The organism is Pseudomonas corrugata (assembly GCF_001269905.1).
Classification (GTDB): domain Bacteria; phylum Pseudomonadota; class Gammaproteobacteria; order Pseudomonadales; family Pseudomonadaceae; genus Aquipseudomonas; species Aquipseudomonas corrugata.
This window is the reverse complement of record NZ_LHVK01000029.1, coordinates 1-23,530: the sequence shown is the minus strand read 5'-3', so window position 1 is coordinate 23,530 and position 23,530 is coordinate 1. Positions and strand designations below refer to the sequence as shown.

Below are 23,530 nucleotides of genomic sequence, written 5' to 3'. Positions count from 1 at the left end.
CTGTGCTTACGATCTACAACACGCTCACCAAGAGCAAAGAAGTCTTCAAGCCGCTGGATGGCAACAAGGTGCGCATGTACGTGTGCGGCATGACCGTGTACGACTACTGCCACCTGGGCCACGGCCGCAGCATGGTCGCCTTCGACCTGGTGACCCGCTGGCTGCGTTTCAGCGGTTATGACCTGACCTACGTGCGCAACATCACCGACATCGAAGACAAGATCATCAACCGTGCCCGGGAAAACGGCGAGCCTTACGATGCGTTGACCGAGCGCATGATCAAGGCCATGCATGAGGACGAGGCGCGACTCAATATCCTCAAGCCGGACATGGAGCCCCGTGCCACGGACCACATCCCAGGCATGCTGGCGATGATCCAGACCTTGATCGACAAGGGCTATGCCTACGCTCCGGGCAATGGCGACGTGTACTACCGCGTCGGCAAGTTCATCGGCTACGGCAAGCTGTCGCGCAAGAAGATCGAAGACCTGCGCATCGGCGCTCGGATCGAAGTCGGCGAGTCGAAACAGGACCCACTGGATTTCGTGCTGTGGAAAGCCGCCAAGCCGGGTGAGCCGAGCTGGGATTCGCCGTGGGGCAAGGGTCGTCCGGGCTGGCACATCGAGTGCTCGGTGATGTCCACCTGCTGCCTGGGGGAAACCTTCGACATTCATGGCGGCGGCAGCGACCTGGAGTTCCCGCACCACGAAAACGAGATCGCCCAGAGCGAAGCGGCCACCGGCAAGACCTACGCCAACGCGTGGATGCATTGCGGCATGATCCGGATCAACGGCGAGAAGATGTCCAAGTCCTTGAACAACTTCTTCACCATCCGCGACGTGCTCGACAAGTACCACCCCGAGGTCGTGCGTTACCTGCTGGTGTCGAGTCACTACCGCAGCGCCATCAACTACTCGGAAGACAACCTCAAGGACGCCAAGGGCGCCCTGGAGCGTTTCTACCATGCATTGAAGGGCCTGCCGAACGTGCCGGCCGCTGGTGGCGAGGCGTTCGTGGCGCGGTTTACCGAGGTGATGAACGACGACTTCGGCACGCCGGAAGCGTGCGCGGTGCTGTTCGAGATGGTGCGCGAGATCAACCGCCTGCGGGAGAGCGATCTCAATGCGGCGGCGGGCCTGGCGGCGCGTTTGAAGGAACTGGCCAGCGTGCTGGGCGTGTTGCAGCTCGAGGCGGACGACTTCCTCCAGGCCGGCGCCGAAGGCCGTGTGGACGCTACCGAGGTCGAAGCATTGATCCAGGCGCGCCTGACCGCGCGGGCCAACAAGGACTGGGCCGAATCCGACCGCATCCGCGACCAGCTCACCGCCATGGGCGTAGTGCTGGAAGACGGGAAGGGCGGGACAACCTGGCGCTTGGCTGACTGAGGCCTTCGGCACTTCGCAACACCCTGTGGGAGCGGGGGGGACGTGGGTGCTGGATTCGCCCCGGAACAATGTGGGAGCGAGCCTGCTCGCGATAGCGTCAGATCAATCAACACCTTCGTTGGATGCTGATCCGCTATCACGAGCAAGCCCGCTCCCACGATTTTTTGTGTCCAGCCTGCCGATCTTCCTTTTATGAGCTAGTACTGTCAGGTCGATTCGACGTTCTTTCTGACGGGTACCTTCCATGTTGGCTCACTGGTCTCTCGCGGCAATTCATCTCCTGGCGTTCGCCCTTGGCTTGTGGGCAGTGCTCACGCGCGGCACGGCCTTGCGACGCCTGGCCGGTGGCGCGGATGCGGTTCGAAATGTGTTGATGGCGGATAACGTGTGGGGCCTGTCGGCCCTGGTCCTGCTGGTGACCGGTGGGATGCGCGCTTTCGGCGGCTATGAAAAAGGTTCGGACTATTACCTGCATCAACCCCTGTTTCACCTCAAGATGACCTTGCTCCTGCTGATCCTGCTGCTTGAACTGCTGCCGATGATCACCTTGATCAAATGGCGGATGGCGCTGGGCAAAGGAGCGACGATCGATGCTTCAAAGGCCGGCCGGTTGGCCCGGATCAGCCACATAGAAGCCTTGCTACTGGTCTTGATGGTGATTGCCGCCACTGGCATGGCCCGGGGCGTAAGCCTGGGTTGACCGGTAAGAACACCCGCTTCATCGCCATTAAAACGAAACGTCCGACAGCCATGCTACGAGTCATGGCATTAATATCGGCTTCACGGGCTGGACGGAAAGGCAGGGACAGGGTGACGCGGAGGAAGGTATGGGCGGCCTGAATCTTTAGCCAGCCATTGCGATGATGCAAACGGGCTGGCTACGGACTGCTGCAAGGCTCAGGGAGTTTGCGGCTTGTCGGGGGCAGTGAGGCCCGCCTGAATGCGCTGATAGATCTCTTCGCGATGCACGGCGACGTTTTTCGGGGCATTGATGCCGATCCGGACCTGTTGGCCGCTAACGCCCAGAATGGTGATCGTGATGTCGTCACCAATGTTTATGCTTTCACCGACTTTGCGGGTGAGTATCAGCATGGTGTTCTCCTTGATTACTTTATTAGGGCACCTGATTCAGACAGTGCAGATGTCGGTACTGCTTATAGATTAGTGCTAAGTGGCACAATGTGGGTGCCTCTTTCTGACGTGCAGATGCAGCATTAATTCCCAGGGTGCGACTATACAGAGAGACCGGGCAGGATTCTCGTGTTTTGCGTACTGTTTGCGGGGTTCTTGGTGGATGTGAGTGCTAAAATCCTTCCCTCATGTCTTCCAGAGGAAACGTTGTGCGCAAATTGGCTTGGGTTATCGCGGTGTTGATGCTGGCGGGATGCGGTGAGGGGCGTGAGGTCGAAGCACCGAAGCCGAAGCCATCCACGACCTCCGCACCGGCAGTCGCTGCTGCGCCGCAATGGGGGGTCGAGGTTCGGGGCGAGACACCGCAGGCTATCAGCGACCTGACCGGATGGCTGATCGAGCACAGCTTCATGTCGAATGTGGTCAGGGAAAATGGCAAGGAGCGGGTCCTGGTCGGACCGTTCAGCTCCAGGGCCGACGCCGAAGCCAAGCAGGAACAGGTCACCGCCGCCCTGGTGCGAGCGAAGAAGCGCAACATCGAGACGCAGGTGGTGGATTTCCCGACGGCTCAATGATCGGATAGAACAAATCCTGTGGGAGCGAGCCTGCTCGCGATAGCGGTGAATCAGTCGATGCAGAAGCGACTGACATACTGCTATCGCGAGCAGGCTCGCTCCCTCAGTTATTGGTGCTGTTCACAAATGCGAGGTCAGCCGCAGGCTTTCAGGTTCACCGGGCCCACGAACTCGTTACCACGTCCCATGACACAGGCCACGCTCTGGTTGCGCTGGCGTTCCCAGCTTTCCACCGGGTAGGTCTTGTCCCAGGCTTCGTACAGGCGTCGGTCCTGTTTCGAAAGCCGCAGGCCATATTGCTTGCTCATGTAGAAATACGTTCGGGCGATCATTCCCCGGATGGAAGGGCGGGGCATGACTTTCTTCGCCTTGAAGTCCACCTGGGTCAGGCATGAGCCATACTGGCCCTTCTGCACCGGCAGCCAGCCGAAGCTGAAGTTGTTCCGGTCACCATTCACTTCCCCGATGCTGGGCACCAGATTGTGAAGATCGGCTTCGGCCCGTTGATAGACCGGGTCATGGCGGGTGCAGTTCTTGCGTCCGCCTTGCTGCCAGCACTGACGCTGATGACCGATCTGCCACGCCGGAACGATATGTTCCCATTCGATGCGGGCGGCGCGCTTGGCATTCTTGCGAGGTACATAACCGCAGGCCTCCAGGTTGACGCGATTGCCGGTGTACTTGCAGCCGCAATAGAACTCGGTGGATTGCGGGGCGTAGAGTTTCCAGGCGACTTTCTTGGCTTCGTTGAAGGTACGAGGGGCCCCGGCCTGGGCGCCTGTGGCGATGAGCACAAGCAGTAAAGCAACACAGCGGACATTCATCAGACTCAATCTTCCTTCGGCACAACCCAGAAAACCTGCACACCGCCATCGTCGCGATAGGCGAGGGTCACGTTGTCGTTCTCGTCGATTTCTTCCAGCAGGCGCTCCCACTCCTCCAACGGCTCGTCGGGGAGGCGAAAGATCAGGGCTGCCTTGGCTTTTTGTGCGGTGGGGGCGTTGATGATTTTCGAGACTCGCAGGCCGAGTCGTGTATAGGAATCCAAGGGGGTAGTTGCAGCGGAGGGAGTGGCCACAGGATTATCCTTATTAAGCTGTACGTGCATACAGTATTTAACCGTAGGCATTTACGCAACTGCTTAAATTTCAAGAAAATCGTCTGACAGCGCTTTTGAGGTTTTGGTGTGGGAAGAAATGATTATTTATTGCTGAGAACGAAAAGCTGACGGCGGTAACTTCGGGTACCCTGTTCAACCCGATGGGTGCCAAGCGAGGGCATGGTCCAACACTCGGCGAACGCAACCGCAACGTTGACAAATCCCCAAAGCCTTACCATAGTTCACTTCACGCAAACGTTTGCGCGGCATTCCGTGCATTGATTTGCTCACAATAATCATAAGATCGGAGTGAACCCATGAAGTTGCCATTCGCTGGACGCCTTCTCGCTGTCGCCGTGCTTGCGGCCGCATCCACTGCGTTGCCATTCTCCTCGGCATTCGCCCAGACCGCTGAAAAGCCCAAGGTTGCCCTGGTCATGAAATCCCTGGCCAACGAATTCTTCCTGACCATGGAAGACGGCGCCAAGGCCTATCAGAAGGAACACTCCGCCGATTTTGACCTGATCTCCAACGGGATCAAGGATGAAACCGACACCGCCAACCAGATCCGCATCGTTGAGCAGATGATCGTGTCCAAAGTCGACGCCCTGATCATCGCGCCCGCCGATTCCAAGGCCATGGTGCCGGTGATCAAGAAAGCCGTTGACGCCGGTATCACGGTAATCAACATCGACAACCAACTCGACCCTGCCGTGGTCAAGAGCAAGAACATCAGCGTGCCGTTCGTAGGCCCCGACAACCGCAAAGGTGCACGCCTGGTCGGTGAATACCTGGCCAAGCAGCTCAAGGCCGGTGACGAGGTCGGCATCATCGAAGGCGTGTCTACCACCACCAATGCCCAGGCGCGCACCGCGGGCTTCAAGGATGCGATGGAAGCGGCGCACGTCAAGGTCGTTTCCCTGCAGTCGGGCGATTGGGAAATCAACAAGGGCAACCAGGTAGCCGCGTCGATGCTCAGCGAGTACCCGGACATCAAGGCATTGCTGGCCGGTAACGACAGCATGGCGGTGGGCGCGGTGTCGGCGGTGCGTGCCGCCGGCAAGGCCGGCAAGGTACAAGTGGTCGGCTACGACAACATCAATGCCATCAAACCTATGCTCAAGGACGGCCGTGTCCTGGCAACCGCCGACCAGTTCGCCGCCAAGCAGGCGGTCTTCGGTATCGAGACGGCCCTGAAGATTCTCAAGGGTGAGAAAGTCGACAGCGGTGCAAACGGCGTGATCGAAACGCCGGTCGAGCTGGTTACGAAGTAATCATCCTGGCGATGTAGTGGTGCTCGCCCATCCGGGCGAGCGCATGGAGAGTTTTTATGTCCGTTTTCGACCCGAATGCTGTCCTGACTGTCAGTGGCATCGGTAAAACCTATGCCCAGCCGGTATTGACCGACATTGACCTGACGTTGATGCGCGGTGAAGTGTTGGCGCTGACCGGTGAGAATGGCGCCGGTAAAAGTACCCTGTCCAAGATCATCGGTGGGCTGGTGACACCGACGACCGGACAGATGCAATTCCAGGGACAGGACTATCGCCCCGGCAGCCGTACCCAGGCTGAAGAGCTGGGCGTGCGGATGGTGATGCAGGAACTCAACCTGCTGCCGACCCTGTCCGTGGCCGAAAACCTGTTTCTCGACAACCTGCCCAGCCGCTGCGGCTGGATCAGCCGCAAGCAGTTGCGCGAAGCGGCCGTGCAAGCCATGGCCCAGGTGGGGCTCGACGCAATTGACCCCGACACCCTGGTCGGCGAACTCGGTATCGGTCACCAGCAGATGGTCGAGATCGCCCGCAACCTGATTGGCGATTGCCATGTGCTGATTCTTGACGAGCCGACCGCCATGCTGACGGCGCGCGAGGTCGAGATGTTGTTCGAACAGATCACCCGCCTGCAGGCCCGGGGCGTTTCGATCATCTACATTTCCCATCGCCTCGAAGAGTTGGCACGGGTGGCCCAGCGCATTGCGGTGCTGCGCGACGGTAACCTGGTCTGTGTCGAGCCGATGGCCAATTACAACAGCGAGCAACTGGTGACGCTGATGGTCGGTCGCGATCTGGGCGAGCACATCGACCTGGGCCCGCGGCAAATCGGCGCGCCGGCACTCACCGTCAAAGGTCTGAGCCGTTCCGACAAGGTCCGCGATGTGTCCTTCGAGGTCCGCAGTGGCGAGATATTCGGCATTTCCGGCCTGATCGGGGCGGGGCGTACCGAGCTGTTGCGGCTGATCTTCGGCGCCGATGAGGCCGACAGCGGCACGGTGGCGTTGGGTTCGCCGGCCACCGTCGCCAACATCCGATCGCCGGCCGATGCAGTGGCCCATGGAATTGCCTTGATCACCGAGGATCGCAAGGGCGAAGGCCTGTTGTTGACCCAATCCATTGCCGCCAATATTGCCTTGGGTAACATGCCGGAGATTTCCAGTGCCGGTATCGTCAACGGCAATGACGAACTGTCTCTGGCGCGGCGGCAGATCGATGCCATGCGCATCCGCAGTTCCAGTCCGTCGCAACTGGTGTCCGAGCTGTCGGGCGGTAATCAGCAGAAGGTGGTGATCGGCCGCTGGCTCGAACGCGATTGTTCGGTGCTGTTGTTCGACGAGCCGACCCGTGGTATCGACGTCGGCGCGAAATTCGACATCTATGCACTGCTCGGTGAATTGACTCGCCAGGGCAAGGCTCTGGTCGTGGTCTCCAGCGACCTCCGGGAGCTGATGTTGATCTGCGACCGGATCGGCGTGCTGTCCGCCGGACGCCTGATCGACACCTTCGAGCGTGACAGCTGGACCCAGGATGACTTGCTTGCCGCCGCATTCGCCGGCTATCAGAAACGTGATGCGTTGCTCAATGAAGCGGCGCCTAGGGAATTTTCATGAAAACCGCATCTGCCGTCAGCAAGCCGAGTGGCAACTTCTATGGCCTCGGTACTTACCTGGGCCTGGCCGGCGCGCTGCTGGCCATGATCGCGCTGTTCTCGGTCCTGAGCAGCCACTTTCTCTCCTATGACACGTTCAGCACCCTGGCGAACCAGATTCCTGACCTCATGGTGCTGGCGGTCGGCATGACCTTCATCCTGATCATCGGCGGCATCGACCTGTCGGTGGGTTCGGTGCTGGCGCTGGCGGCGTCGACGGTCAGCGTCGCGGTACTCGGCTGGGGCTGGAGCGTCTGGCCGTCGGCCTTGCTGGGCATGGCCGTGGCGGCGCTGGCGGGAACCGTTACCGGTTCGATTACCGTGGCGTGGCGGATTCCATCGTTCATCGTCTCCCTCGGCGTGCTGGAAATGGCCCGTGGCCTCGCTTACCAGATGACCGGGTCCCGGACGGCTTATATCGGCGACTCCTTCGCCTGGCTATCCAACCCGATTGCGTTCGGTATCTCGCCGTCATTCATCATCGCCTTGCTGGTGATCTTCATTGCCCAGGCCGTTTTGACCCGCACGGTATTCGGTCGCTACCTGATCGGCATCGGCACCAACGAAGAAGCCGTGCGCCTGGCCGGCATCAACCCGAAACCCTACAAGATCCTGGTGTTCAGTCTGATGGGCTTGCTGGCCGGATTGGCGGCGCTGTTCCAGATTTCCCGCCTGGAGGCGGCGGACCCGAATGCGGGCTCAGGGCTTGAGTTGCAGGTCATTGCCGCGGTGGTGATCGGTGGCACCAGCCTGATGGGCGGGCGCGGTTCGGTCATCAGTACGTTCTTTGGCGTGTTGATCATCTCCATACTGGCAGCGGGCCTGGCGCAGATCGGCGCGACCGAACCGACCAAACGCATCATTACCGGTGCGGTGATCGTGGTCGCGGTGGTGCTGGATACTTACCGCAGCCAGCGCGCCAGCCGGCGGGCCTGAGCCATGGCGACGATCAAGGATGTAGCGGCGCTCGCGGGGATTTCCTATACGACGGTGTCCCATGTCGTGAACAAGACCCGGCCGGTCAGCGAAGAGGTTCGACTCAAGGTCGAGGCAGCAATCAAGCGTCTCGATTATGTGCCCAGCGCGGTGGCCCGTTCGCTCAAGGCCAAGACCACGGCGACCATCGGCCTGTTGGTGCCCAACAGTCTCAACCCTTACTTTGCCGAACTGGCCCGGGGGATCGAGGATTACTGCGAGCGCAACGGTTATTGCGTGATCCTGTGCAACTCCGACGACAACCCGGACAAGCAGCGCAGCTACCTGCGGGTGCTGCTGGAAAAGCGCATTGACGGCCTGATCGTCGCTTCCGCCGGTGGCGATGTCGGCCTGGCGCAGGGGCTGGCCGGTGTGCGCACGCCCATGGTCATTGTCGACCGTGGGCTGGATGGCGTCGATGCGGACCTGGTGCGCATCGATCATGAATACGGCGCGTACCTGGCAACCCGACACCTGCTGGAGCTGGGGCACCGCGATATAGCCTTTATCGGTGGTCCGGCAGATACCAGCGTGGCGCAGATGCGTCTGGCCGGTTACTGCCGTGCGTTGAAGGAGACGGGGATCGAACTGCCTGTCGAGCGTATGCTCGAGAGTGATTTCACCAGCACGGGTGGCTACCGCGCCGCAGCCGAGTTGCTTGAACACCAGCCACCCAGCGCGATTTTTGCGGCCAACGACATGATCGGCATCGGTGTGCTGCGAGCCGCCGCCGAGCGCAATGTGCGGGTGCCCAGCGAACTGTCAGTCATCGGTTTCGACGACATCCAGATGAGCCGCTATGTCTACCCGGCGCTGACCACGGTGGGGCAATCGATCCTGCAACTTGGCGAGATGGCGGCAGAAGTGTTGTTGCGGCGGATCGCCACGCCCGGGCTTGTCACCGATCAACGGATCGTGACGCCCAGCATTGTCTTGCGAGAGTCGACCGCGCCGCTGTCCGGTACATTCGCCCAATACCGCTGAACCGAATGGATGAGTAGTAACGTATGTCTGCAAAAGTAGTGGTAATAGGCAGCCTGAACATGGATCTGGTGACCCGCGCGCCGCGTCTGCCCCGGGGCGGTGAAACGCTGATCGGCCATTCGTTCTCCACCATTGCGGGGGGCAAGGGCGCCAATCAGGCGGTGGCCGCGGCGCGCCTGGGCGCGCAGGTGTCCATGGTCGGTTGCGTGGGCAGTGATGCCTATGGCCAGGAGTTGCGAGGCGCGCTGCTGGCCGAGGGCATCGATTGCCGGGCGGTCAGCGTCGTGGAGGGGGCCAGCGGCGTGGCGCTGATCGTGGTCGATGACAACAGCCAGAATGCGATTGTCATCGTCGCGGGTGCCAATGGTGCCCTCACGCCTGAGGTCCTGGACGGTTTCGACAAGGTGCTGCAAGGCGCCGATGTCATCATCTGTCAGCTCGAGGTGCCCGATGCCACCGTCGGCCATGCACTCAAGCGCGGCCGCGAGCTGGGCAAGATCGTCATCCTCAACCCGGCACCGGCGTCCCGTGCGCTTCCGGCCGATTGGTACGCGTGTGTCGACTACCTTATTCCCAATGAGAGCGAAGCCGCCGTGCTGAGCGGGTTGGCGGTGGACTCCCTGGAAACCGCCGAAGCTGCCGCGGCGCAGTTGATCGCCGCCGGTGCCGGCAAGGTGGTCGTGACGTTGGGTGCCCAAGGGCTGATGTTCGCCAACGGCTCGAGTTTCGAACATTTCCCGGCGCCGCGGGTCAAGGCTGTGGACACTACGGCAGCGGGGGACACTTTTGTCGGTGGCTTTGCGGCTGCCCTGGCCAATGGAAAAAGCGAAGTCGACGCGATTCGTTTCGGTCAGGTCGCCGCTGCGCTGTCGGTCACCCGCGTCGGGGCCCAGCCCTCCATTCCCACGTTGCTGGAAGTACAGGCTTTCAAATCATGAAAAAAACGCCCTTGTTGAATGTGGCCCTCTCGCGACTGATCGCCTCGCTCGGTCATGGCGATAAGGTGGTCATTGGTGATGCCGGGTTGCCGGTCCCTCCCGGGGTCGAGTTGATCGACCTGGCCCTCACCCACGGCATCCCCGATTTCGTCAGTACCCTGAAAGTGGTACTCAGTGAAATGCAGGTGGAAAGTCATGTGCTGGCCACGGAGATCTTCGATAAACAGCCTTCGGCCCTGTCGACGCTCGAATCGTTACAGGCCGAAGGGGCAATGGGGGCGCGGGAGTTGGTCAGTCATGAGCAATTCAAGGTCCTCAGCCGACAAGCTCGAGCGATTATTCGCACAGGAGAATGCTCTCCGTACTGCAACGTTGTGCTGATTGCTGGAGTTACCTTTTAAAACCCCGCACAAGGAGTGCACCATGCACCGCTATGCCCAGAAAATGCATCAACTGTTCCGGAGTCTGCTGTTGTTGTCACTGATCACCGCTTCGAGTGCCCAGGCGGCGGAAAAAATCGATCTGATCATCGATACCGATCCCGGGGCCGACGACGTGGTTGCCCTGCTGTTCGCCCTGGCATCCCCTGATGAGCTGCAGATTCGTGCGCTGACCACCGTCGCGGGCAATGTGCGCCTGGACAAGACCTCCCGCAACGCTCGCCTGGCCCGGGAATGGGCAGGGCGCGAGGAGGTGCCGGTATACGCCGGTGCGCCGAAGCCAATGATGCGCACGCCGATCTACGCGGAAAACATCCATGGCAAGGAAGGCCTGTCGGGTGTCACCGTTCATGAACCGAAAAAGGGATTGGCCAAGGGCAACGCCGTCAACTACCTGATCGACACTCTCAAGACCGCCAAACCCCACAGCATCACCATTGCCATGCTCGGTCCGCAGACCAACCTGGCCTTGGCGCTGATTCAGGAGCCGGACATCGTCCAGGGCATCAAGGAAGTGGTGGTGATGGGCGGTGCGCACTTCAATGGCGGAAACATCACGCCGGTGGCTGAATTCAATCTGTTCGCCGACCCGCAGGCAGCCGAGGTGGTCGCCAAAAGCGGTGTGAAGCTGACCTACCTGCCGCTGGACGTGACCCACAAGATTCTTACCAGCGAAGCTCGCCTCAAGCAGATCGCGGCTGTGAATAACAATGCCAGCAAACTGGTCGGCGATATTCTCAACGAGTACGTCAAGGGCGATATGGAGCACTACGGCATGTCGGGCGGGCCGGTGCATGACGCGACGGTGATCGCCTACCTGCTCAAGCCGCAGTTGTTTACTGGTCGCCCGGCCAACGTCGTAGTAGACAGCCGCGAGGGGCCGACTTTCGGGCAAACCATCGTTGATTGGTATGACGGCCTGAAAGCGCCCAAGAATGCATTCTGGGTGGAAAACGGCGACGCCCAGGGTTTCTTTGACCTGCTGACCGAGCGTCTGGCCCGTCTCAAGTAATCTGCCTCAAGCACAAGACCTGTGGGAGCGAGCCTGCTCGCGATAGGATTATCAGTCGACAATAATGTTGGCTGGTCCGCTGTCATCGCGAGCAAGGTCGGCTCCCACAGGCTCTTGAGTGATCTCACTCGGGTAGCGTTCGAATGCCTGCCGGATGAAATTCCGGGCAACCTCCGTCCCCAGTTCCTTCACCAACAGCTCTATACCGATGATCGCCAGCTCCTCGGGGCTGCCAGGGCTATAGGAGCTGTGGCCCTCCGACCATTTGGCATTGATGGTGGCTTCGATGTTGATGATGCTCATGGCAGGACTCGCGGGTTGGGAGGTCTGTAGGCTGAGTTAACCACTTTTGCCCTGGTTTGGCACTGCGACTTAGGCATCAGGGGAGGGCTGTGCGACACTTGTTCTTTTGACTGTTCAAGGAGCCCCTGCCGTGCAGATCGATTTGAACGCGCCTGACGGGCTGACCCTTGACGCCGTTCGCCAGTTGCTGGCATCGGCCAGTGATGACGAACACACCCAATTGCGCGTGACCAAGGGTGGTATCGCCTATCTGTCTTCGGGCGTGGTGGGTGGCGCCGACATCGATGGCTTGCTGTTTCGACTTGAGACGTGGGCGAAGGGGTCGGGGTATGTCGGACGAGTCGCTGCCAGTGACGAGGTCTGGGTCATGCAGATCTACAATGCCCTGAAAGACAATTGGCCGAATCCACCCTTCGACTACATTGATATTTATTGAGCGTTGAACATATTCAGTCACGATTCATGTCTGACCAGATATGTCGGGCTCAGGCAAACTCCCCGTTTTCCAGGTGGAAGAGCGTGATGGTGGCCCTTGTGCTGAAACCAAGCTTCGTTTGGGTTGTCGCACGCTCTCTGTTTATTGATCAAAGAAAGGAGGCTTCATGCCTTGGAAGCTCGCTTCATTGAGTATTTTGCTGGCCGCCGGGTTCTTGCACGGTTGCAGCAGCAACACTGAATCGTCCCCTGAGCCGGTCGCCGCCGATACCGGTTACGAGCGTTGCGAAGCGAAGGGAGCCGAGTTTGCGATCGGCAAAAAGGCCTCGCCACAATTGCTGGAACAGGCCCGCAGTCGTTCCGGCGCGCAGATCGCCCGGATCCTCAAGCCCAACGACATGGTGACGCTTGAGTACCGCTCCGATCGCCTGAATCTCAATACCGATGCCAACCTGGTGGTCAATCGGGTGAACTGCGGCTGAGCCGGATTTTCAATCGCCCATAAAAAACCCCGTCACATGGACGGGGTTTTTTTAGCGCGCCGAGAAATTACTCTGGGCGAACTTGTGCAGCTTGCATACCCTTTTGGCCTTTCTCAGCCACGAAGGAAACAGTCTGGCCTTCTTTCAGGCTTTTGAAACCGTCGCTTTCGATAGCTTTGAAGTGTACGAACAGGTCGTCACCGCCACCTTGAGGAGTGATGAAGCCGAAGCCTTTTTCATCGTTGAACCATTTAACGGTGCCGGTTTGGCGATTAGACATGGTGTATCTCCAAGAAACATATATTTTCAGTAGTGCTGTGCTGCTCAGGCCAACTGGGCACACCTGGGTATCATAGTCGAAATGTTCGATTTGGGAGCCCCCCGGACGTGCTGTTTGCCGAACAGTCGTCTTTTCTTTACCGCCTTTCTCCGCTGAAAGCCCCGGTTTTAAAGGGTTTTAGCCGAAAGTAAAGGCGATAAAAAAAGCTGTAAAACCTGCAAAATTCGTCTGAAAAAAGGCAAATTCGGGGTTTTTCATGGGCTCAAGGCGGTCTTGAAAGGCCTGTCTGCTCATTTTTTCTTCGAAGGAACGGCCTTGCATTTGGCGATCTGTCCGAGCGCCTTCTGCTGCAGTTCCACGGGCGCCTTGTTGTCCATCAGGGCCTGGAGGTCGGCAGCCGGGTAGGACTTGATCGCATCGGCACCACAGGCGCAGTGAGATTTGGCTGCTGCCGCGCCGATCTGAGGGGTGGCCGTCTGGGTGCACTGGGCCATGTATTTCTCACGCTCGCCTTTTGGCCAGTCGGCGTGGGCGGTCAGCGGGAGCAGCAGGGCGAAAGGGGCGACTGCTGCCAATAACGTGTTCAGACGCATGCTGGGATGCTCCTTTTGGGTCGATGTCTTGTTATCAGAGGTGTTGTGGGGCGTTTCAGTTCAGCACTCTGGCATAAAAACCAGGGGTTTACGCTTGGTGCCGAGCAAGGCCTGTGGGAGCAAAGATTGCTCGCGATGCTCGCGATAGTAGGGCGGGCCTGAAACATTGTGGTCGGCTGTTATACCTGATCGCGAGCAAGCTTTGCTTCCACAGGCTGCAATTCGAGCACGGCGATGACCGTTCATCTGTGCTAGGATGCCGGGCTCGGGTATTTTCAGGCTCCGGATGACGACAGGTCCCGGCGGCGGCAAATGTTCGAAATAACCCTGATTTGAATCCCAGTCACTCTGGTTCGGTTTCCCGGTTGGCCGCAAGGCTCCTGCCGCTGTAAGGCAGGCGTTCATGATTGAATGGCCTGGACTGGATCTTGTACTGGCTCATCCCAACCCACGTGACCTTTGGTAGGGGTCACCACTAGGAGAGGAGGCGCCATGCCAACTATTACTCTTCCCGACGGCAGTCAACGTTCATTCGATCATCCGGTATCCGTAGCCGAGGTCGCCGCATCCATCGGTGCAGGCCTGGCCAAGGCTACCCTGGCCGGCAAGGTCAACGGCAAACTGGTGGATGCCAGTGATGTCATCGACAGCGACGCCACGCTGCAAATCATCACGCCCAAGGATGAAGAGGGACTGGAGATCATTCGCCACTCCTGCGCGCACCTGGTCGGCCATGCGGTCAAGCAGTTGTACCCGAGCGCGAAGATGGTCATCGGGCCGGTCATCGACGAAGGCTTCTATTACGACATCGCCTTCGAGCGTCCTTTTACCCCGGACGACATGGCCGCCATCGAACAGCGCATGCAGCAGCTGATCGAGAAGGACTACGACGTCATCAAGAAAGTCACCCCGCGCGCCGAAGTCATCGAAGTCTTCAAGGCCCGTGGCGAGGACTACAAGCTGCGTCTGGTGGAAGACATGCCGGACGAACAGGCCATGGGCCTGTACTACCACGAAGAATACGTCGACATGTGCCGCGGTCCGCACGTGCCGAACACCCGTTTCCTGAAGTCCTTCAAGCTGACCAAGCTGTCCGGCGCCTACTGGCGTGGCGACGCGAAGAACGAGCAGTTGCAGCGCGTCTACGGCACTGCCTGGGCTGACAAGAAGCAACTGGCGGCCTACATCCAGCGCATCGAGGAAGCCGAGAAGCGCGATCACCGCAAGATCGGCAAGCGCCTGGGCCTGTTCCACACCCAGGAAGAATCCCCGGGCATGGTGTTCTGGCACCCTAACGGCTGGACGATGTACCAGGTGCTCGAGCAGTACATGCGCCAGGTCCAGCGTGAAAACGGCTATCTGGAAATCAAGACGCCGCAAGTGGTCGACCGCAGCCTGTGGGAAAAATCCGGGCACTGGGCCAACTACGCGGACAACATGTTCACCACCCAGTCGGAAAACCGCGACTACGCCATCAAGCCGATGAACTGCCCATGCCACGTGCAGGTGTTCAACCAGGGCCTGAAAAGCTACCGCGAGCTGCCGATGCGCTTGGCCGAGTTTGGTGCGTGCCACCGTAACGAGCCGTCGGGTGCGTTGCACGGCATCATGCGCGTGCGTGCATTTACCCAGGACGATGCGCATATTTTCTGCACCGAAGAGCAGATGCAGGCTGAATCCGCCGCGTTCATCAAGCTGACCATGGACGTCTACCGTGACTTCGGCTTCACCGAAGTCGAGATGAAGCTGTCCACTCGTCCGGAAAAACGCGTGGGCTCCGACGAGCTGTGGGATCGCGCCGAGGCCGCACTGGCGGCCGCCCTCGATAGCGCGGGCCTTGCGTACGACCTGCAGCCGGGGGAAGGGGCCTTCTACGGTCCGAAGATCGAATTCTCCCTGAAAGATTGTCTGGGTCGCGTCTGGCAATGTGGTACCTTGCAGCTCGATTTCAACCTGCCGATCCGTCTGGGCGCCGAATACGTGTCCGAAGACAACAGTCGCAAGCACCCGGTCATGCTTCACCGCGCGATCCTCGGTTCCTTCGAGCGTTTCGTCGGGATTCTGATCGAGCATTACGAGGGCGCGTTCCCCGCGTGGCTGGCGCCGACCCAGGCAGTGATCATGAATATCACTGATAAACAGGCAGATTTTGCCGCCGAGGTCGAAAAAACTCTCAACCAAAGCGGATTTCGTGCCAAGTCTGACTTGAGAAATGAAAAGATCGGCTTTAAAATCCGCGAGCATACTTTGCTCAAGGTTCCCTTTCTCTTGGTTATTGGAGATAGGGAGGTCGAGATGCAGACTGTCGCTGTGCGTACTCGTGAAGGTGCTGACCTGGGCTCGATGCCCGTCGCCGAATTCGCCGAGTTCCTCGCGCAAGCGGTTTCCCGGCGTGGTCGCCCAGATTCGGAGTAATTATTATTAAGCGTGAAATGAGACAAGATAAACGAGCTGCACCGAAGGCCCCGATCAACGAGAATATCTCGGCACGCGAGGTTCGGTTAATTGGCGCTGACGGCGAGCAGATTGGCATCGTCTCGATTGATGAAGCGCTTCGTATTGCTGAAGAAGCCAAGCTTGATCTGGTGGAAATTTCCGCAGACGCAGTCCCGCCGGTTTGCCGGGTGATGGACTACGGCAAATCGATCTTCGAGAAGAAGAAACAGATTGCTGCGGCGAAGAAAAACCAGAAGCAGATTCAGGTAAAAGAAATCAAGTTTCGTCCAGGGACGGAGGAAGGGGATTACCAGGTAAAACTGCGCAACCTGGTACGTTTCCTGAGTGACGGGGACAGGGCCAAGGTATCCTTGCGATTCCGCGGCCGTGAGATGGCCCACCAGGAGCTGGGGATGGAACTCCTCAAGCGGGTTGAACAAGACCTGCTCGAGTACGGTTCGGTCGAACAGCATCCTAAGATGGAAGGACGCCAGCTGATCATGGTCATCGCCCCGAAAAAGAAGAAGTAATCACCAGGGCACGGCAGGCCTTGCGATTATGTTTATCAACTGAATGCGGAGTATCCGAACATGCCAAAGATGAAAACCAAAAGTGGTGCTGCCAAGCGGTTTCTGAAAACTGCTAACGGCATCAAGCACAAGCACGCTTTCAAGAGCCACATCCTGACCAAAATGTCGACCAAGCGTAAGCGTCAACTGCGCGGTAGCAGCTTGCTGCATCCGTCTGACGTGGCAAAAGTCGAGCGCATGTTGCGCCTTCGTTAATTTTTGGATCAAGAATAGAGGAAGTAACTCATGGCTCGTGTAAAGCGTGGCGTCATTGCCCGTAAGCGTCACAAGAAAATTATGAAACTTGCTAAAGGCTACTACGGTGCGCGTTCCCGCGTATTCCGTGTTGCCAAGCAAGCCGTAATCAAGGCAGGCCAATACGCCTACCGTGACCGTCGTCAGAAAAAACGTCAGTTCCGCGCTCTGTGGATCGCTCGTATCAATGCTGGTGCTCGTACCAACGGCCTGTCCTACAGCCGTTTGATCGCTGGCCTGAAAAAGGCATCCATCGAGATCGACCGTAAGGTTCTGGCTGATCTGGCAGTGAACGAAAAAGCGGCGTTTGCTGCGATTGTCGAGAAAGCTAAAGCCACCTTGGCTTAAGTACCCCCGGCAGTCACCGGGGCCCACCTCTGTGGGCCCAGGTGTCAAACGTCATAAATAGGGGAAGAGCCTTAAAGCTCTTCCCCTATTTTGTATCTGGAGTCTGTACATGGAAAACCTGGACGCGCTGGTCTCTCAAGCACTAGAGGCTGTGCAAAGCGCTGAAGATATCAATGCCCTGGAGCAAATCCGGGTTCACTACCTTGGCAAGAAGGGCGAGTTGACCCAGGTGATGAAGACCCTGGGGAACCTGCCGGCCGAAGAGCGTCCGCAGGTCGGTGCGCTGATCAACGTTGCCAAGGAGCGTGTCACAGAAGTCCTCAATGCGCGCAAGGCGTTGTTCGAGGAGGCGGAACTGGCTGCCAAGCTCGCCGCCGAGTCCATCGACGTGACCCTGCCTGGCCGTGGCCAGACCTCCGGCGGCCTGCACCCGGTGACCCGGACCCTGGAACGCATCGAGCAGTTCTTCACCCACATCGGCTACGGCATCGCCGAGGGCCCTGAGGTCGAAGACGACTACCACAACTTCGAAGCGCTCAACATCCCAGGCCACCACCCGGCCCGGTCGATGCATGACACCTTCTATTTCAACGCGAACATGCTGTTGCGCACCCATACCTCGCCGGTACAGGTCCGCACCATGGAATCGAAAAAGCCGCCGATCCGCATCGTCTGCCCAGGCCGTGTGTACCGTAGCGACTCGGATATCACCCACTCGCCGATGTTCCACCAGGTCGAAGGCCTGCTGGTCGATCGCGACATCAATTTCGCCGACCTCAAAGGCACCATCGAAGAGTTCCTGCGGGTGTTCTTCGAGAAAGAGCTGGCCGTGCGTTTCCGCCCTTCGTACTTCCCATTCACCGAGCCCTCGGCTGAAGTCGACATGGAATGCGTGATGTGCAGCGGCAAGGGCTGCCGGGTCTGCAAGCAGACTGGCTGGCTGGAAGTCATGGGCTGCGGCATGGTTCACCCGAACGTGCTGCGTATGTCCGGGATCGACCCGGAAGAGTTCTCGGGGTTTGCTTTCGGCATGGGCGTCGAGCGTCTGGCCATGCTGCGTTACGGTGTAAATGACTTGCGCCTGTTCTTCGACAACGACTTGCGGTTCCTTGCGCAATTTCGCTAGGTCGCGGGTCCGTAACGAATCTATTAGGAGAGCAGGATGAAATTCAGTGAACAATGGCTGCGCGGCTGGGTTAGCCCGCAGGTAAGCCGGGACGAGCTGGTTGCTCGCCTGTCGATGGCCGGTCTTGAGGTCGATAGCGTGACGCCGGCCGCCGGTGAATTCAGTGGTGTGGTGGTGGGCGAGGTGCTGAGCACCGAACAACACCCGGACGCTGACAAGTTGCGGGTTTGCCAGGTCAGCAATGGCGGGGAAACCTTCCAAGTGGTCTGCGGCGCGCCAAACGTGCGCCCCGGCCTGAAGATCCCGTTCGCGATGATTGGCGCCGAGCTGCCGGGCGACTTCAAGATCAAGAAGGCCAAGCTGCGTGGCGTCGAGTCCAACGGCATGTTGTGCTCCCAGGCCGAACTGCAGATCGGTGAAGGCAACGATGGCCTGATGGAACTCCCGGCCGATGCGCCGGTGGGCCAGGACATTCGTGAATACCTGGGCCTGGACGACGCCAGCATCGAAGTCGACCTGACGCCGAACCGTGGCGACTGCCTGTCCCTGGCTGGTCTGGCCCGGGAAGTGGGCGCCTTGTACGACGCTCCAGTGGCTCGCCCGACGGTCGCGCCAGTTCCGGCAGTGCATGACGAGGTGCGTTCGGTCGAGGTCCTGGCACCAGCAGCGTGCCCGCGTTACCTGGGCCGTGTGATCCGTAACGTCGACCTGTCGAAGCCGACGCCGTTGTGGATGGTCGAGCGCCTGCGCCGCGCCGACGTGCGCAGCATCGACGCAGCCGTCGACATCACCAACTACGTGATGCTGGAACTGGGTCAACCCCTGCACGCGTTCGACCTCGCCGAAATCAATGGCGGCGTCCGCGTGCGCATGGCCGAGGAGGGCGAGAAGCTGGTCCTGCTCGACGGCCAGGAAGTCACCCTGCGCAGCGATACCCTGGTGATCGCCGACCACTCCCGCGCCCTGGCCATTGCCGGCGTGATGGGCGGCGAGCACAGCGGCGTTTCGGCGTCGACTCGCGACGTATTCCTGGAAAGTGCGTTCTTCGACCAGATCGCTGTCGCTGGCAAGGCTCGTTCCTATGGCCTGCACACCGATGCCTCGCACCGCTACGAGCGTGGCGTGGACTGGCAATTGGCCCGTGAAGCCATGGAGCGCGCCACTGGCCTGCTGCTGGAGATCACCGGTGGCGAAGCCGGCCCGATCATCGAAACCGTCAGTGAACAGCACCTGCCCAAGATTGCACCGGTCACTTTGCGTGCCCAACGCATTTCCCAGATGCTGGGCATGGACATGGATGCTGCCGAAGTCGAGCGTCTGCTCAGCGCCCTGGGCCTGAACATCAGTGCCGACGGAGCAGGGCAGTGGCGCGTCGAAGTGCCAAGTCATCGTTTCGATATCAGCCTGGAAGTCGACCTGATCGAAGAGTTGGCCCGCCTGTACGGCTACAACCGTCTGCCGGTTCGCTACCCGCAGGCTCGCCTGGCCCCACAGGCTAAGGCCGAGGCTCGTAGCGAGCTGCCGGAACTGCGCCGCCTGCTGGTAGCCCGTGGGTATCAGGAAGCGATCACCTACAGCTTCATTGATCCGCGCCAGTTCGAACTGTTCAGCCCAGGCGTCGAGCCGCTGTTGCTGGCCAATCCGATCTCCAACGATATGGCGGCCATGCGCTCGTCCTTGTGGCCCGGCCTGGTCAAGTCGCTGCAGCACAACCTGAACCGTCAACAGGATCGCGTGCGCTTGTTCGAAAGCGGCCTGCGTTTCGTCGGTCAACTGGACGGCCTGAAGCAGGAACCGATGCTCGCCGGCGTCGTCTGCGGCAGCCGCCTGCCGGAAGGCTGGGCGCAAGGTCGCGATGTCGTCGACTTCTTTGACGTCAAGGCTGACGTGGAAGCAGTGCTCGGCTTCGCCGGTGCCCTTGACGCATTCACCTTCGTGCCGGGCAAGCATCCAGCCCTGCACCCGGGACAGACTGCGCGCATCGAGCGAGACGGGCGTGAAGTCGGCTATGTCGGCGCCATTCACCCTGAACTGTCGAAAACCCTGGGCCTCGATCGTCCGGTGTTCGTCTTCGAGCTGGTCCTGGCCGAAGTTGCACTGGGGAAAATGCCGAAATTCCAGGAGTTATCGCGCTTTCCTGAAGTGCGCCGTGACCTGGCGTTGCTGGCTGACCGCGACGTTGCATCCAGTGCTGTGCTGGACGTAATCCGTGAAAATGCAGGCGAATGGCTGACGGACCTCAGGCTATTTGACGTGTATCAGGGTAAAGGCATTGATCCGCATAGAAAAAGCCTTGCAGTCGGCTTGACCTGGCAGCATCCATCGCGCACTCTTAATGACGATGAGGTGAATACCGCAACGCAGAATATCCTCACCTCGCTCGAAAACAGGTTGAACGCCACGTTAAGGAAGTGACGTATGGGGGCTCTGACGAAAGCTGAGATGGCGGAACGTCTGTACGAGGAGCTGGGCCTGAATAAACGGGAGGCCAAAGAACTGGTCGAACTGTTTTTCGAAGAAATCAGGCACGCTCTCGAAGACAACGAACAGGTCAAATTGTCCGGTTTCGGCAATTTCGACCTTCGGGACAAACGCCAGCGGCCTGGCCGCAATCCGAAAACGGGAGAAGAAATCCCGATCACGGCTCGCCGTGTGGTCACCTTTCGTCCAGGGCAGAAGTTGAAGGCCCGAGTTGAGGCTTATGCTGGAACCAAGTCATAACGACGAGCTACCCGTCATCCCGGGCAAACGCTACTTCACCATTGGTGAAGTCAGCGAGCTATGTGCGGTAAAGCCGCACGTGCTGCGCTATTGGGAGCAGGAGTTTCCTCAACTCAACCCGGTCAAGCGCCGCGGAAACCGCCGGTATTATCAGCGACAAGACGTGTTGATGATCCGGCAGATCCGCGCGCTGCTGTACGACCAGGGCTTCACCATCGGCGGCGCACGCCTGCGCCTCTCCGGTGACGAGGCCAAAGACGATACCACCCAGTACAAACAGATGATCCGCCAGATGATCGCCGAGCTTGAAGATGTGCTGGTGGTGCTCAAGAAATAAAATTCTGTTTTAAATACTTCCAGTTTTCAAAAGCTTGCGTTATATTCCTGAGCGTTCCACTGAGAAGCGGAACAAGATTCACGCCTAGTCGGGGCGTAGCGCAGTCCGGTAGCGCACTAGCATGGGGTGCTAGGGGTCGAGTGTTCGAATCACTCCGTCCCGACCATATAATTCAAGGGGTTGCGAGATTTTATCTCGCGACCCTTTTTTATTTTTCGGCGTTTTTACCCCCACAAAATGGTCAGCTCTGAGTTGTTTTTTCGCATGTGTTACGTGTTCATCAACGGCCAGGGCTAGCTGTGCCACAGTCACGCCCTGCGGCTTGCGCATCCGGCGCTGGAACGAAACGGCGATGCCGAACCGGGCCAACTGCTCGACGGAGTTGAAGATCCATTCCGCCCGGGCTTCCTCCTATGGGCTCTCGCTCATCGGTGGAGGCAACTGAGCGTCGAAACGCTCCTGGCTGAGTTTCAGCGCTGCGTTCATGGCTGCCTCCCGGCGAGTCGATTAGTTCAGGCCACCGTCACTGGCGCCATAATCCCTGTCAGAGATTCCGGACATGATTTCGTCGTGGTCGTCCCACGCCGCTGATCCCTGGCTTTCACGCTGCTCGTCTGTCAGAGGTGCGTACTGGCGAGTCCGGCGCTCCTGTGTGCTGGCTTTGCAGGATTTCGAGCAGTAGCGAGCCCAGCCGCGTTTGCGGTCTGCCGTTCGGGCAGTGAATGATTCGGCCGTGGCAGCCATGGTGACCTCCATTGTTTGATTGAGCCAGCGAGCGTCTACACTGACGAAAGGTGGAGCAGGGCGGGAGTACGTTATCTCAGGGATATTGAGGGCTTAAAAATGGCTATCGAATTTGATCCTGTTGATGTAGACGGCGATGATGTTATGGCCGCTGATGCCAAGTTGCACCGTCATGGATCTGTAGATAAAAATCTAGGCAAGTGTTTTGCCTCAATTAGAATGTTCGATACGAATGACCTCCAGGTTGGAGGTATATTCAGGAGCGCTAGCACTCCTGCTGGCTCCCCCGGTTTACATGGGGAGCGTGTTGGGTTTGAGAGGATGGTTACTGCTAGATTTTTAAATCAGGGCTTGACGCAAATAATGATTAACGCCGCTCAGAACTCACCGGATCATGTGGGTACTGAGTTGCGTGTACGTGGAATAAAGTTGATAGAGTGTTTTACCGAGCTTCCACCATGCCCACCGTGCCTGAAGTGGTGGAAAACCCTCGACAGTAAGTTTGATCCTGGCGTGATTAGGATCAAGTATTACGCCTGGTTTGAGGACTATTTTGGAAATAAGACTCCTCAAGAGAGGCTCCAAGAGGGCGATTATGGTTATGAAAAAAATGAGGTGGCGATAGAAAATTTCCATAAGTACGTCAAGGGTTTTGGGTCGGATTAGTTCAAGGCTACTTTCCTTTGACTCTCCTTAGTGAAGTCGCACTGCGTTCATGGTTGCCTCCAGTGTGGCGGGTTGTTCACCTGTATTCGTCAACACTCATGCCCGCAAAGAAGCCGAGGCCCGCGCCGATCAGTTCGCCACCCAGCAACCTTTTGGATTAAAAATGGATGGCTATCATTGTGCAGGCTAATTGCCATCCTGCAAGTGAAGGTCCTCATATTATTTTTTGTGAAACACAGGTGGGATGTTTGGGGGATTCGGAGTCCAGCTGACAGGCCGCCGGTGAGCGTCGCGCGCATAACCTTGATGCAGGCCACGGCCCCCGGTGTCAGGATAGTTGTCGCCTCTCCAAATTTTCCTGAAAAAGCAGATCGGGGGCGGAAAGAGACTGTTCGTGCCGTACTATTCACCTGAACGCAAAGCCGCATTGCTCAAGATGCTGCTTCCTCCGCTCAACCTGTCGATGGCCGAGGTTTCCCGGCGCGAAGGGGTCAGCGAAATGTCTTTGTCGAACTGGCGCAAGCAGGTCAGTTCTGAAGGAAACGCAGTGCCCGATAACACCTCATCGACCCAGAACTGGACAGCCGAAATCAAGTTTGCTGTCGTCCTTGAAGCCGCCGGCCTGTCCGAGATTGAACTGGGTGAGTACTGCCGCCGTAAAGGCCTGTATCCCGAGCAAATCAGCGCCTGGAGGCAAGCCTTCATCAGTGGCCAGAAGACGGAAAAAGCCCAGCAAAAAGACGATCGCGAACAAGCCCGTAAGGACAAGAAACG

General features: G+C 58.7%; 29 protein-coding genes and 1 tRNA gene. 23 read left to right on the top strand and 7 right to left on the bottom strand.

The features are described from left to right. Positions 1–2: 2 nt before the first annotated feature. Positions 3–1,385 carry a cysteine--tRNA ligase gene (cysS, locus tag AD665_RS25325; RefSeq protein ID WP_053194300.1) on the top strand — a complete coding sequence of 461 codons (1,383 nt, stop codon included), beginning with the start codon at positions 3–5 and terminating at the stop codon, positions 1,383–1,385. Between the two features lie 244 nt (positions 1,386–1,629). Further along, positions 1,630–2,085, top strand: coding sequence for a DUF2214 family protein (locus AD665_RS25320; RefSeq protein WP_053194299.1), 456 nt, complete (start codon positions 1,630–1,632; stop codon positions 2,083–2,085). 197 nt (positions 2,086–2,282) lie between these two features. Here the strand turns inward: AD665_RS25320 and csrA are convergent, their stop codons facing one another. Continuing rightward, positions 2,283–2,477 carry a carbon storage regulator CsrA gene (gene csrA / locus AD665_RS25315; RefSeq protein ID WP_003179932.1) on the bottom strand — a complete coding sequence of 65 codons (195 nt, stop codon included), beginning with the start codon at positions 2,475–2,477 and terminating at the stop codon, positions 2,283–2,285. A gap of 248 nt (positions 2,478–2,725) precedes the next feature. Between csrA and AD665_RS25310 the strand changes: the two genes are divergently transcribed. Continuing rightward, on the top strand, positions 2,726–3,091 hold the full coding sequence (locus tag AD665_RS25310) for a hypothetical protein (RefSeq protein WP_024781013.1): 366 nt from the start codon (positions 2,726–2,728) through the stop codon (positions 3,089–3,091). 134 nt (positions 3,092–3,225) lie between these two features. Here AD665_RS25310 and AD665_RS25305 read toward each other — a convergent pair whose 3' ends face one another. Then, positions 3,226–3,915: an endonuclease gene (locus tag AD665_RS25305; protein ID WP_053194298.1), complete on the bottom strand. Its 690-nt coding sequence runs from the start codon at positions 3,913–3,915 to the stop codon at positions 3,226–3,228. 5 nt (positions 3,916–3,920) lie between these two features. Continuing rightward, positions 3,921–4,220 carry a DUF1654 domain-containing protein gene (locus tag AD665_RS25300; protein WP_050593870.1) on the bottom strand — a complete coding sequence of 100 codons (300 nt, stop codon included), beginning with the start codon at positions 4,218–4,220 and terminating at the stop codon, positions 3,921–3,923. Positions 4,221–4,507: 287 nt separating this feature from the next. On the opposite strand from AD665_RS25300, the gene AD665_RS25295 reads away from it, so the two are divergent. The 7 genes from AD665_RS25295 to AD665_RS25265 are packed head-to-tail and all read left to right on the top strand — an operon-like array spanning position 4,508 to position 11,461. Next, entirely contained in the window at positions 4,508–5,464 is a 957-nt protein-coding gene (locus AD665_RS25295; RefSeq protein WP_024779384.1) for a sugar ABC transporter substrate-binding protein, read from the top strand. 56 nt (positions 5,465–5,520) lie between these two features. Continuing rightward, positions 5,521–7,074, top strand: a complete 1,554-nt coding sequence (locus AD665_RS25290) for a sugar ABC transporter ATP-binding protein (protein ID WP_024779383.1) — start codon at positions 5,521–5,523, stop codon at positions 7,072–7,074. After that, positions 7,071–8,048, top strand: coding sequence for an ABC transporter permease (locus AD665_RS25285; protein WP_024779382.1), 978 nt, complete (start codon positions 7,071–7,073; stop codon positions 8,046–8,048). The genes AD665_RS25290 and AD665_RS25285 overlap by 4 nt, the downstream gene beginning before the upstream one ends. Positions 8,049–8,051: 3 nt before the next feature. Further along, positions 8,052–9,071, top strand: a complete 1,020-nt coding sequence (locus AD665_RS25280) for a LacI family DNA-binding transcriptional regulator (protein WP_053194297.1) — start codon at positions 8,052–8,054, stop codon at positions 9,069–9,071. A 23-nt stretch (positions 9,072–9,094) separates the two neighbouring features. Further along, the gene (gene rbsK / locus AD665_RS25275) at positions 9,095–10,009 is read left to right on the top strand and encodes a ribokinase (RefSeq protein WP_024779380.1); all 915 of its coding nucleotides are present in this window, start codon (positions 9,095–9,097) and stop codon (positions 10,007–10,009) included. Continuing rightward, entirely contained in the window at positions 10,006–10,410 is a 405-nt protein-coding gene (gene rbsD / locus AD665_RS25270; RefSeq protein WP_024779379.1) for a D-ribose pyranase, read from the top strand. The genes rbsK and rbsD overlap by 4 nt, the downstream gene beginning before the upstream one ends. A gap of 22 nt (positions 10,411–10,432) precedes the next feature. After that, entirely contained in the window at positions 10,433–11,461 is a 1,029-nt protein-coding gene (locus AD665_RS25265; protein WP_053194296.1) for a nucleoside hydrolase, read from the top strand. Between the two features lie 51 nt (positions 11,462–11,512). Here AD665_RS25265 and AD665_RS25260 read toward each other — a convergent pair whose 3' ends face one another. Then, a complete protein-coding gene (locus AD665_RS25260; RefSeq protein WP_024779377.1) occupies positions 11,513–11,764 on the bottom strand; it encodes a hypothetical protein in 252 nt (83 codons plus the stop codon). A 130-nt stretch (positions 11,765–11,894) separates the two neighbouring features. Here AD665_RS25260 and AD665_RS25255 point away from each other — a divergent pair, with 130 nt between their 5' ends. Next, on the top strand, positions 11,895–12,200 hold the full coding sequence (locus tag AD665_RS25255; RefSeq protein ID WP_053194295.1) for a hypothetical protein: 306 nt from the start codon (positions 11,895–11,897) through the stop codon (positions 12,198–12,200). Between the two features lie 166 nt (positions 12,201–12,366). Further along, complete coding sequence (locus tag AD665_RS25250) at positions 12,367–12,681, top strand: I78 family peptidase inhibitor (RefSeq protein ID WP_024779375.1); 315 nt, start codon at positions 12,367–12,369, stop codon at positions 12,679–12,681. 67 nt (positions 12,682–12,748) lie between these two features. On the opposite strand, the gene AD665_RS25245 is transcribed toward AD665_RS25250, so the two are convergent. Further along, complete coding sequence (locus AD665_RS25245) at positions 12,749–12,961, bottom strand: cold-shock protein (protein ID WP_003179963.1); 213 nt, start codon at positions 12,959–12,961, stop codon at positions 12,749–12,751. A gap of 290 nt (positions 12,962–13,251) precedes the next feature. Continuing rightward, positions 13,252–13,554: a hypothetical protein gene (locus AD665_RS25240; RefSeq protein WP_024779374.1), complete on the bottom strand. Its 303-nt coding sequence runs from the start codon at positions 13,552–13,554 to the stop codon at positions 13,252–13,254. A gap of 492 nt (positions 13,555–14,046) precedes the next feature. Here AD665_RS25240 and thrS point away from each other — a divergent pair, with 492 nt between their 5' ends. The 9 genes from thrS (at position 14,047) to AD665_RS25195 (ending at position 21,512) form a co-directional block, all read left to right on the top strand. Next, a complete protein-coding gene (thrS, locus tag AD665_RS25235) occupies positions 14,047–15,969 on the top strand; it encodes a threonine--tRNA ligase (RefSeq protein ID WP_024779373.1) in 1,923 nt (640 codons plus the stop codon). Next, positions 15,969–16,520 (top strand): translation initiation factor IF-3, encoded by a 552-nt coding sequence (gene infC / locus AD665_RS25230; protein ID WP_169432615.1) that lies wholly within the window; start codon positions 15,969–15,971, stop codon positions 16,518–16,520. Before thrS ends, infC begins: the two co-directional genes overlap by 1 nt. Before the next feature lie 60 nt (positions 16,521–16,580). Next, positions 16,581–16,775: a 50S ribosomal protein L35 gene (rpmI, locus tag AD665_RS25225; protein WP_002553160.1), complete on the top strand. Its 195-nt coding sequence runs from the start codon at positions 16,581–16,583 to the stop codon at positions 16,773–16,775. A gap of 30 nt (positions 16,776–16,805) precedes the next feature. Beyond that, positions 16,806–17,162 carry a 50S ribosomal protein L20 gene (gene rplT, locus AD665_RS25220; protein ID WP_024779372.1) on the top strand — a complete coding sequence of 119 codons (357 nt, stop codon included), beginning with the start codon at positions 16,806–16,808 and terminating at the stop codon, positions 17,160–17,162. Between the two features lie 109 nt (positions 17,163–17,271). Further along, positions 17,272–18,288 carry a phenylalanine--tRNA ligase subunit alpha gene (gene pheS / locus AD665_RS25215; protein WP_024779371.1) on the top strand — a complete coding sequence of 339 codons (1,017 nt, stop codon included), beginning with the start codon at positions 17,272–17,274 and terminating at the stop codon, positions 18,286–18,288. 36 nt (positions 18,289–18,324) lie between these two features. Then, positions 18,325–20,703, top strand: a complete 2,379-nt coding sequence (pheT, locus tag AD665_RS25210; RefSeq protein WP_053194294.1) for a phenylalanine--tRNA ligase subunit beta — start codon at positions 18,325–18,327, stop codon at positions 20,701–20,703. Between the two features lie 3 nt (positions 20,704–20,706). Beyond that, a complete protein-coding gene (ihfA, locus tag AD665_RS25205) occupies positions 20,707–21,009 on the top strand; it encodes an integration host factor subunit alpha (RefSeq protein WP_002553164.1) in 303 nt (100 codons plus the stop codon). Further along, entirely contained in the window at positions 20,990–21,346 is a 357-nt protein-coding gene (locus AD665_RS25200) for a MerR family transcriptional regulator (protein ID WP_003179985.1), read from the top strand. Before ihfA ends, AD665_RS25200 begins: the two co-directional genes overlap by 20 nt. A gap of 89 nt (positions 21,347–21,435) precedes the next feature. Further along, positions 21,436–21,512: transfer RNA gene (locus AD665_RS25195), tRNA-Pro, on the top strand. A gap of 341 nt (positions 21,513–21,853) precedes the next feature. Here AD665_RS25195 and AD665_RS25190 read toward each other — a convergent pair. Continuing rightward, complete coding sequence (locus AD665_RS25190; protein ID WP_053194293.1) at positions 21,854–22,090, bottom strand: hypothetical protein; 237 nt, start codon at positions 22,088–22,090, stop codon at positions 21,854–21,856. 99 nt (positions 22,091–22,189) lie between these two features. Between AD665_RS25190 and AD665_RS25185 the strand changes: the two genes are divergently transcribed. Continuing rightward, the gene (locus AD665_RS25185) at positions 22,190–22,756 is read left to right on the top strand and encodes a hypothetical protein (RefSeq protein WP_024779368.1); all 567 of its coding nucleotides are present in this window, start codon (positions 22,190–22,192) and stop codon (positions 22,754–22,756) included. A 436-nt stretch (positions 22,757–23,192) separates the two neighbouring features. Beyond that, positions 23,193–23,530, top strand: a 338-nt coding sequence (locus tag AD665_RS25180; RefSeq protein ID WP_425311658.1) for a transposase, incomplete at its 3' end; no start/stop codon positions are given.

Bases quoted from the DNA above. Each gene is read 5' to 3' on its own strand.
- AD665_RS25320 (WP_053194299.1), top strand. From the start codon at position 1,630: ATGTTGGCTCACTGGTCTCTCGCGGCAATTCATCTCCTGGCGTTCGCC.
- csrA (WP_003179932.1), bottom strand. From the start codon at position 2,477: ATGCTGATACTCACCCGCAAAGTCGGTGAAAGCATAAACATTGGTGAC.
- AD665_RS25305 (WP_053194298.1), bottom strand. From the start codon at position 3,915: ATGAATGTCCGCTGTGTTGCTTTACTGCTTGTGCTCATCGCCACAGGC.
- AD665_RS25300 (WP_050593870.1), bottom strand. From the start codon at position 4,220: ATGCCTACGGTTAAATACTGTATGCACGTACAGCTTAATAAGGATAAT.
- AD665_RS25295 (WP_024779384.1), top strand. From the start codon at position 4,508: ATGAAGTTGCCATTCGCTGGACGCCTTCTCGCTGTCGCCGTGCTTGCG.
- AD665_RS25290 (WP_024779383.1), top strand. From the start codon at position 5,521: ATGTCCGTTTTCGACCCGAATGCTGTCCTGACTGTCAGTGGCATCGGT.
- AD665_RS25285 (WP_024779382.1), top strand. From the start codon at position 7,071: ATGAAAACCGCATCTGCCGTCAGCAAGCCGAGTGGCAACTTCTATGGC.
- AD665_RS25280 (WP_053194297.1), top strand. From the start codon at position 8,052: ATGGCGACGATCAAGGATGTAGCGGCGCTCGCGGGGATTTCCTATACG.
- rbsK (WP_024779380.1), top strand. From the start codon at position 9,095: ATGTCTGCAAAAGTAGTGGTAATAGGCAGCCTGAACATGGATCTGGTG.
- rbsD (WP_024779379.1), top strand. From the start codon at position 10,006: ATGAAAAAAACGCCCTTGTTGAATGTGGCCCTCTCGCGACTGATCGCC.
- AD665_RS25265 (WP_053194296.1), top strand. From the start codon at position 10,433: ATGCACCGCTATGCCCAGAAAATGCATCAACTGTTCCGGAGTCTGCTG.
- AD665_RS25260 (WP_024779377.1), bottom strand. From the start codon at position 11,764: ATGAGCATCATCAACATCGAAGCCACCATCAATGCCAAATGGTCGGAG.
- AD665_RS25250 (WP_024779375.1), top strand. From the start codon at position 12,367: ATGCCTTGGAAGCTCGCTTCATTGAGTATTTTGCTGGCCGCCGGGTTC.
- AD665_RS25245 (WP_003179963.1), bottom strand. From the start codon at position 12,961: ATGTCTAATCGCCAAACCGGCACCGTTAAATGGTTCAACGATGAAAAA.
- AD665_RS25240 (WP_024779374.1), bottom strand. From the start codon at position 13,554: ATGCGTCTGAACACGTTATTGGCAGCAGTCGCCCCTTTCGCCCTGCTG.
- thrS (WP_024779373.1), top strand. From the start codon at position 14,047: ATGCCAACTATTACTCTTCCCGACGGCAGTCAACGTTCATTCGATCAT.
- rpmI (WP_002553160.1), top strand. From the start codon at position 16,581: ATGCCAAAGATGAAAACCAAAAGTGGTGCTGCCAAGCGGTTTCTGAAA.
- rplT (WP_024779372.1), top strand. From the start codon at position 16,806: ATGGCTCGTGTAAAGCGTGGCGTCATTGCCCGTAAGCGTCACAAGAAA.
- pheS (WP_024779371.1), top strand. From the start codon at position 17,272: ATGGAAAACCTGGACGCGCTGGTCTCTCAAGCACTAGAGGCTGTGCAA.
- pheT (WP_053194294.1), top strand. From the start codon at position 18,325: ATGAAATTCAGTGAACAATGGCTGCGCGGCTGGGTTAGCCCGCAGGTA.
- ihfA (WP_002553164.1), top strand. From the start codon at position 20,707: ATGGGGGCTCTGACGAAAGCTGAGATGGCGGAACGTCTGTACGAGGAG.
- AD665_RS25200 (WP_003179985.1), top strand. From the start codon at position 20,990: ATGCTGGAACCAAGTCATAACGACGAGCTACCCGTCATCCCGGGCAAA.
- AD665_RS25190 (WP_053194293.1), bottom strand. From the start codon at position 22,090: ATGGCTGCCACGGCCGAATCATTCACTGCCCGAACGGCAGACCGCAAA.
- AD665_RS25185 (WP_024779368.1), top strand. From the start codon at position 22,190: ATGGCTATCGAATTTGATCCTGTTGATGTAGACGGCGATGATGTTATG.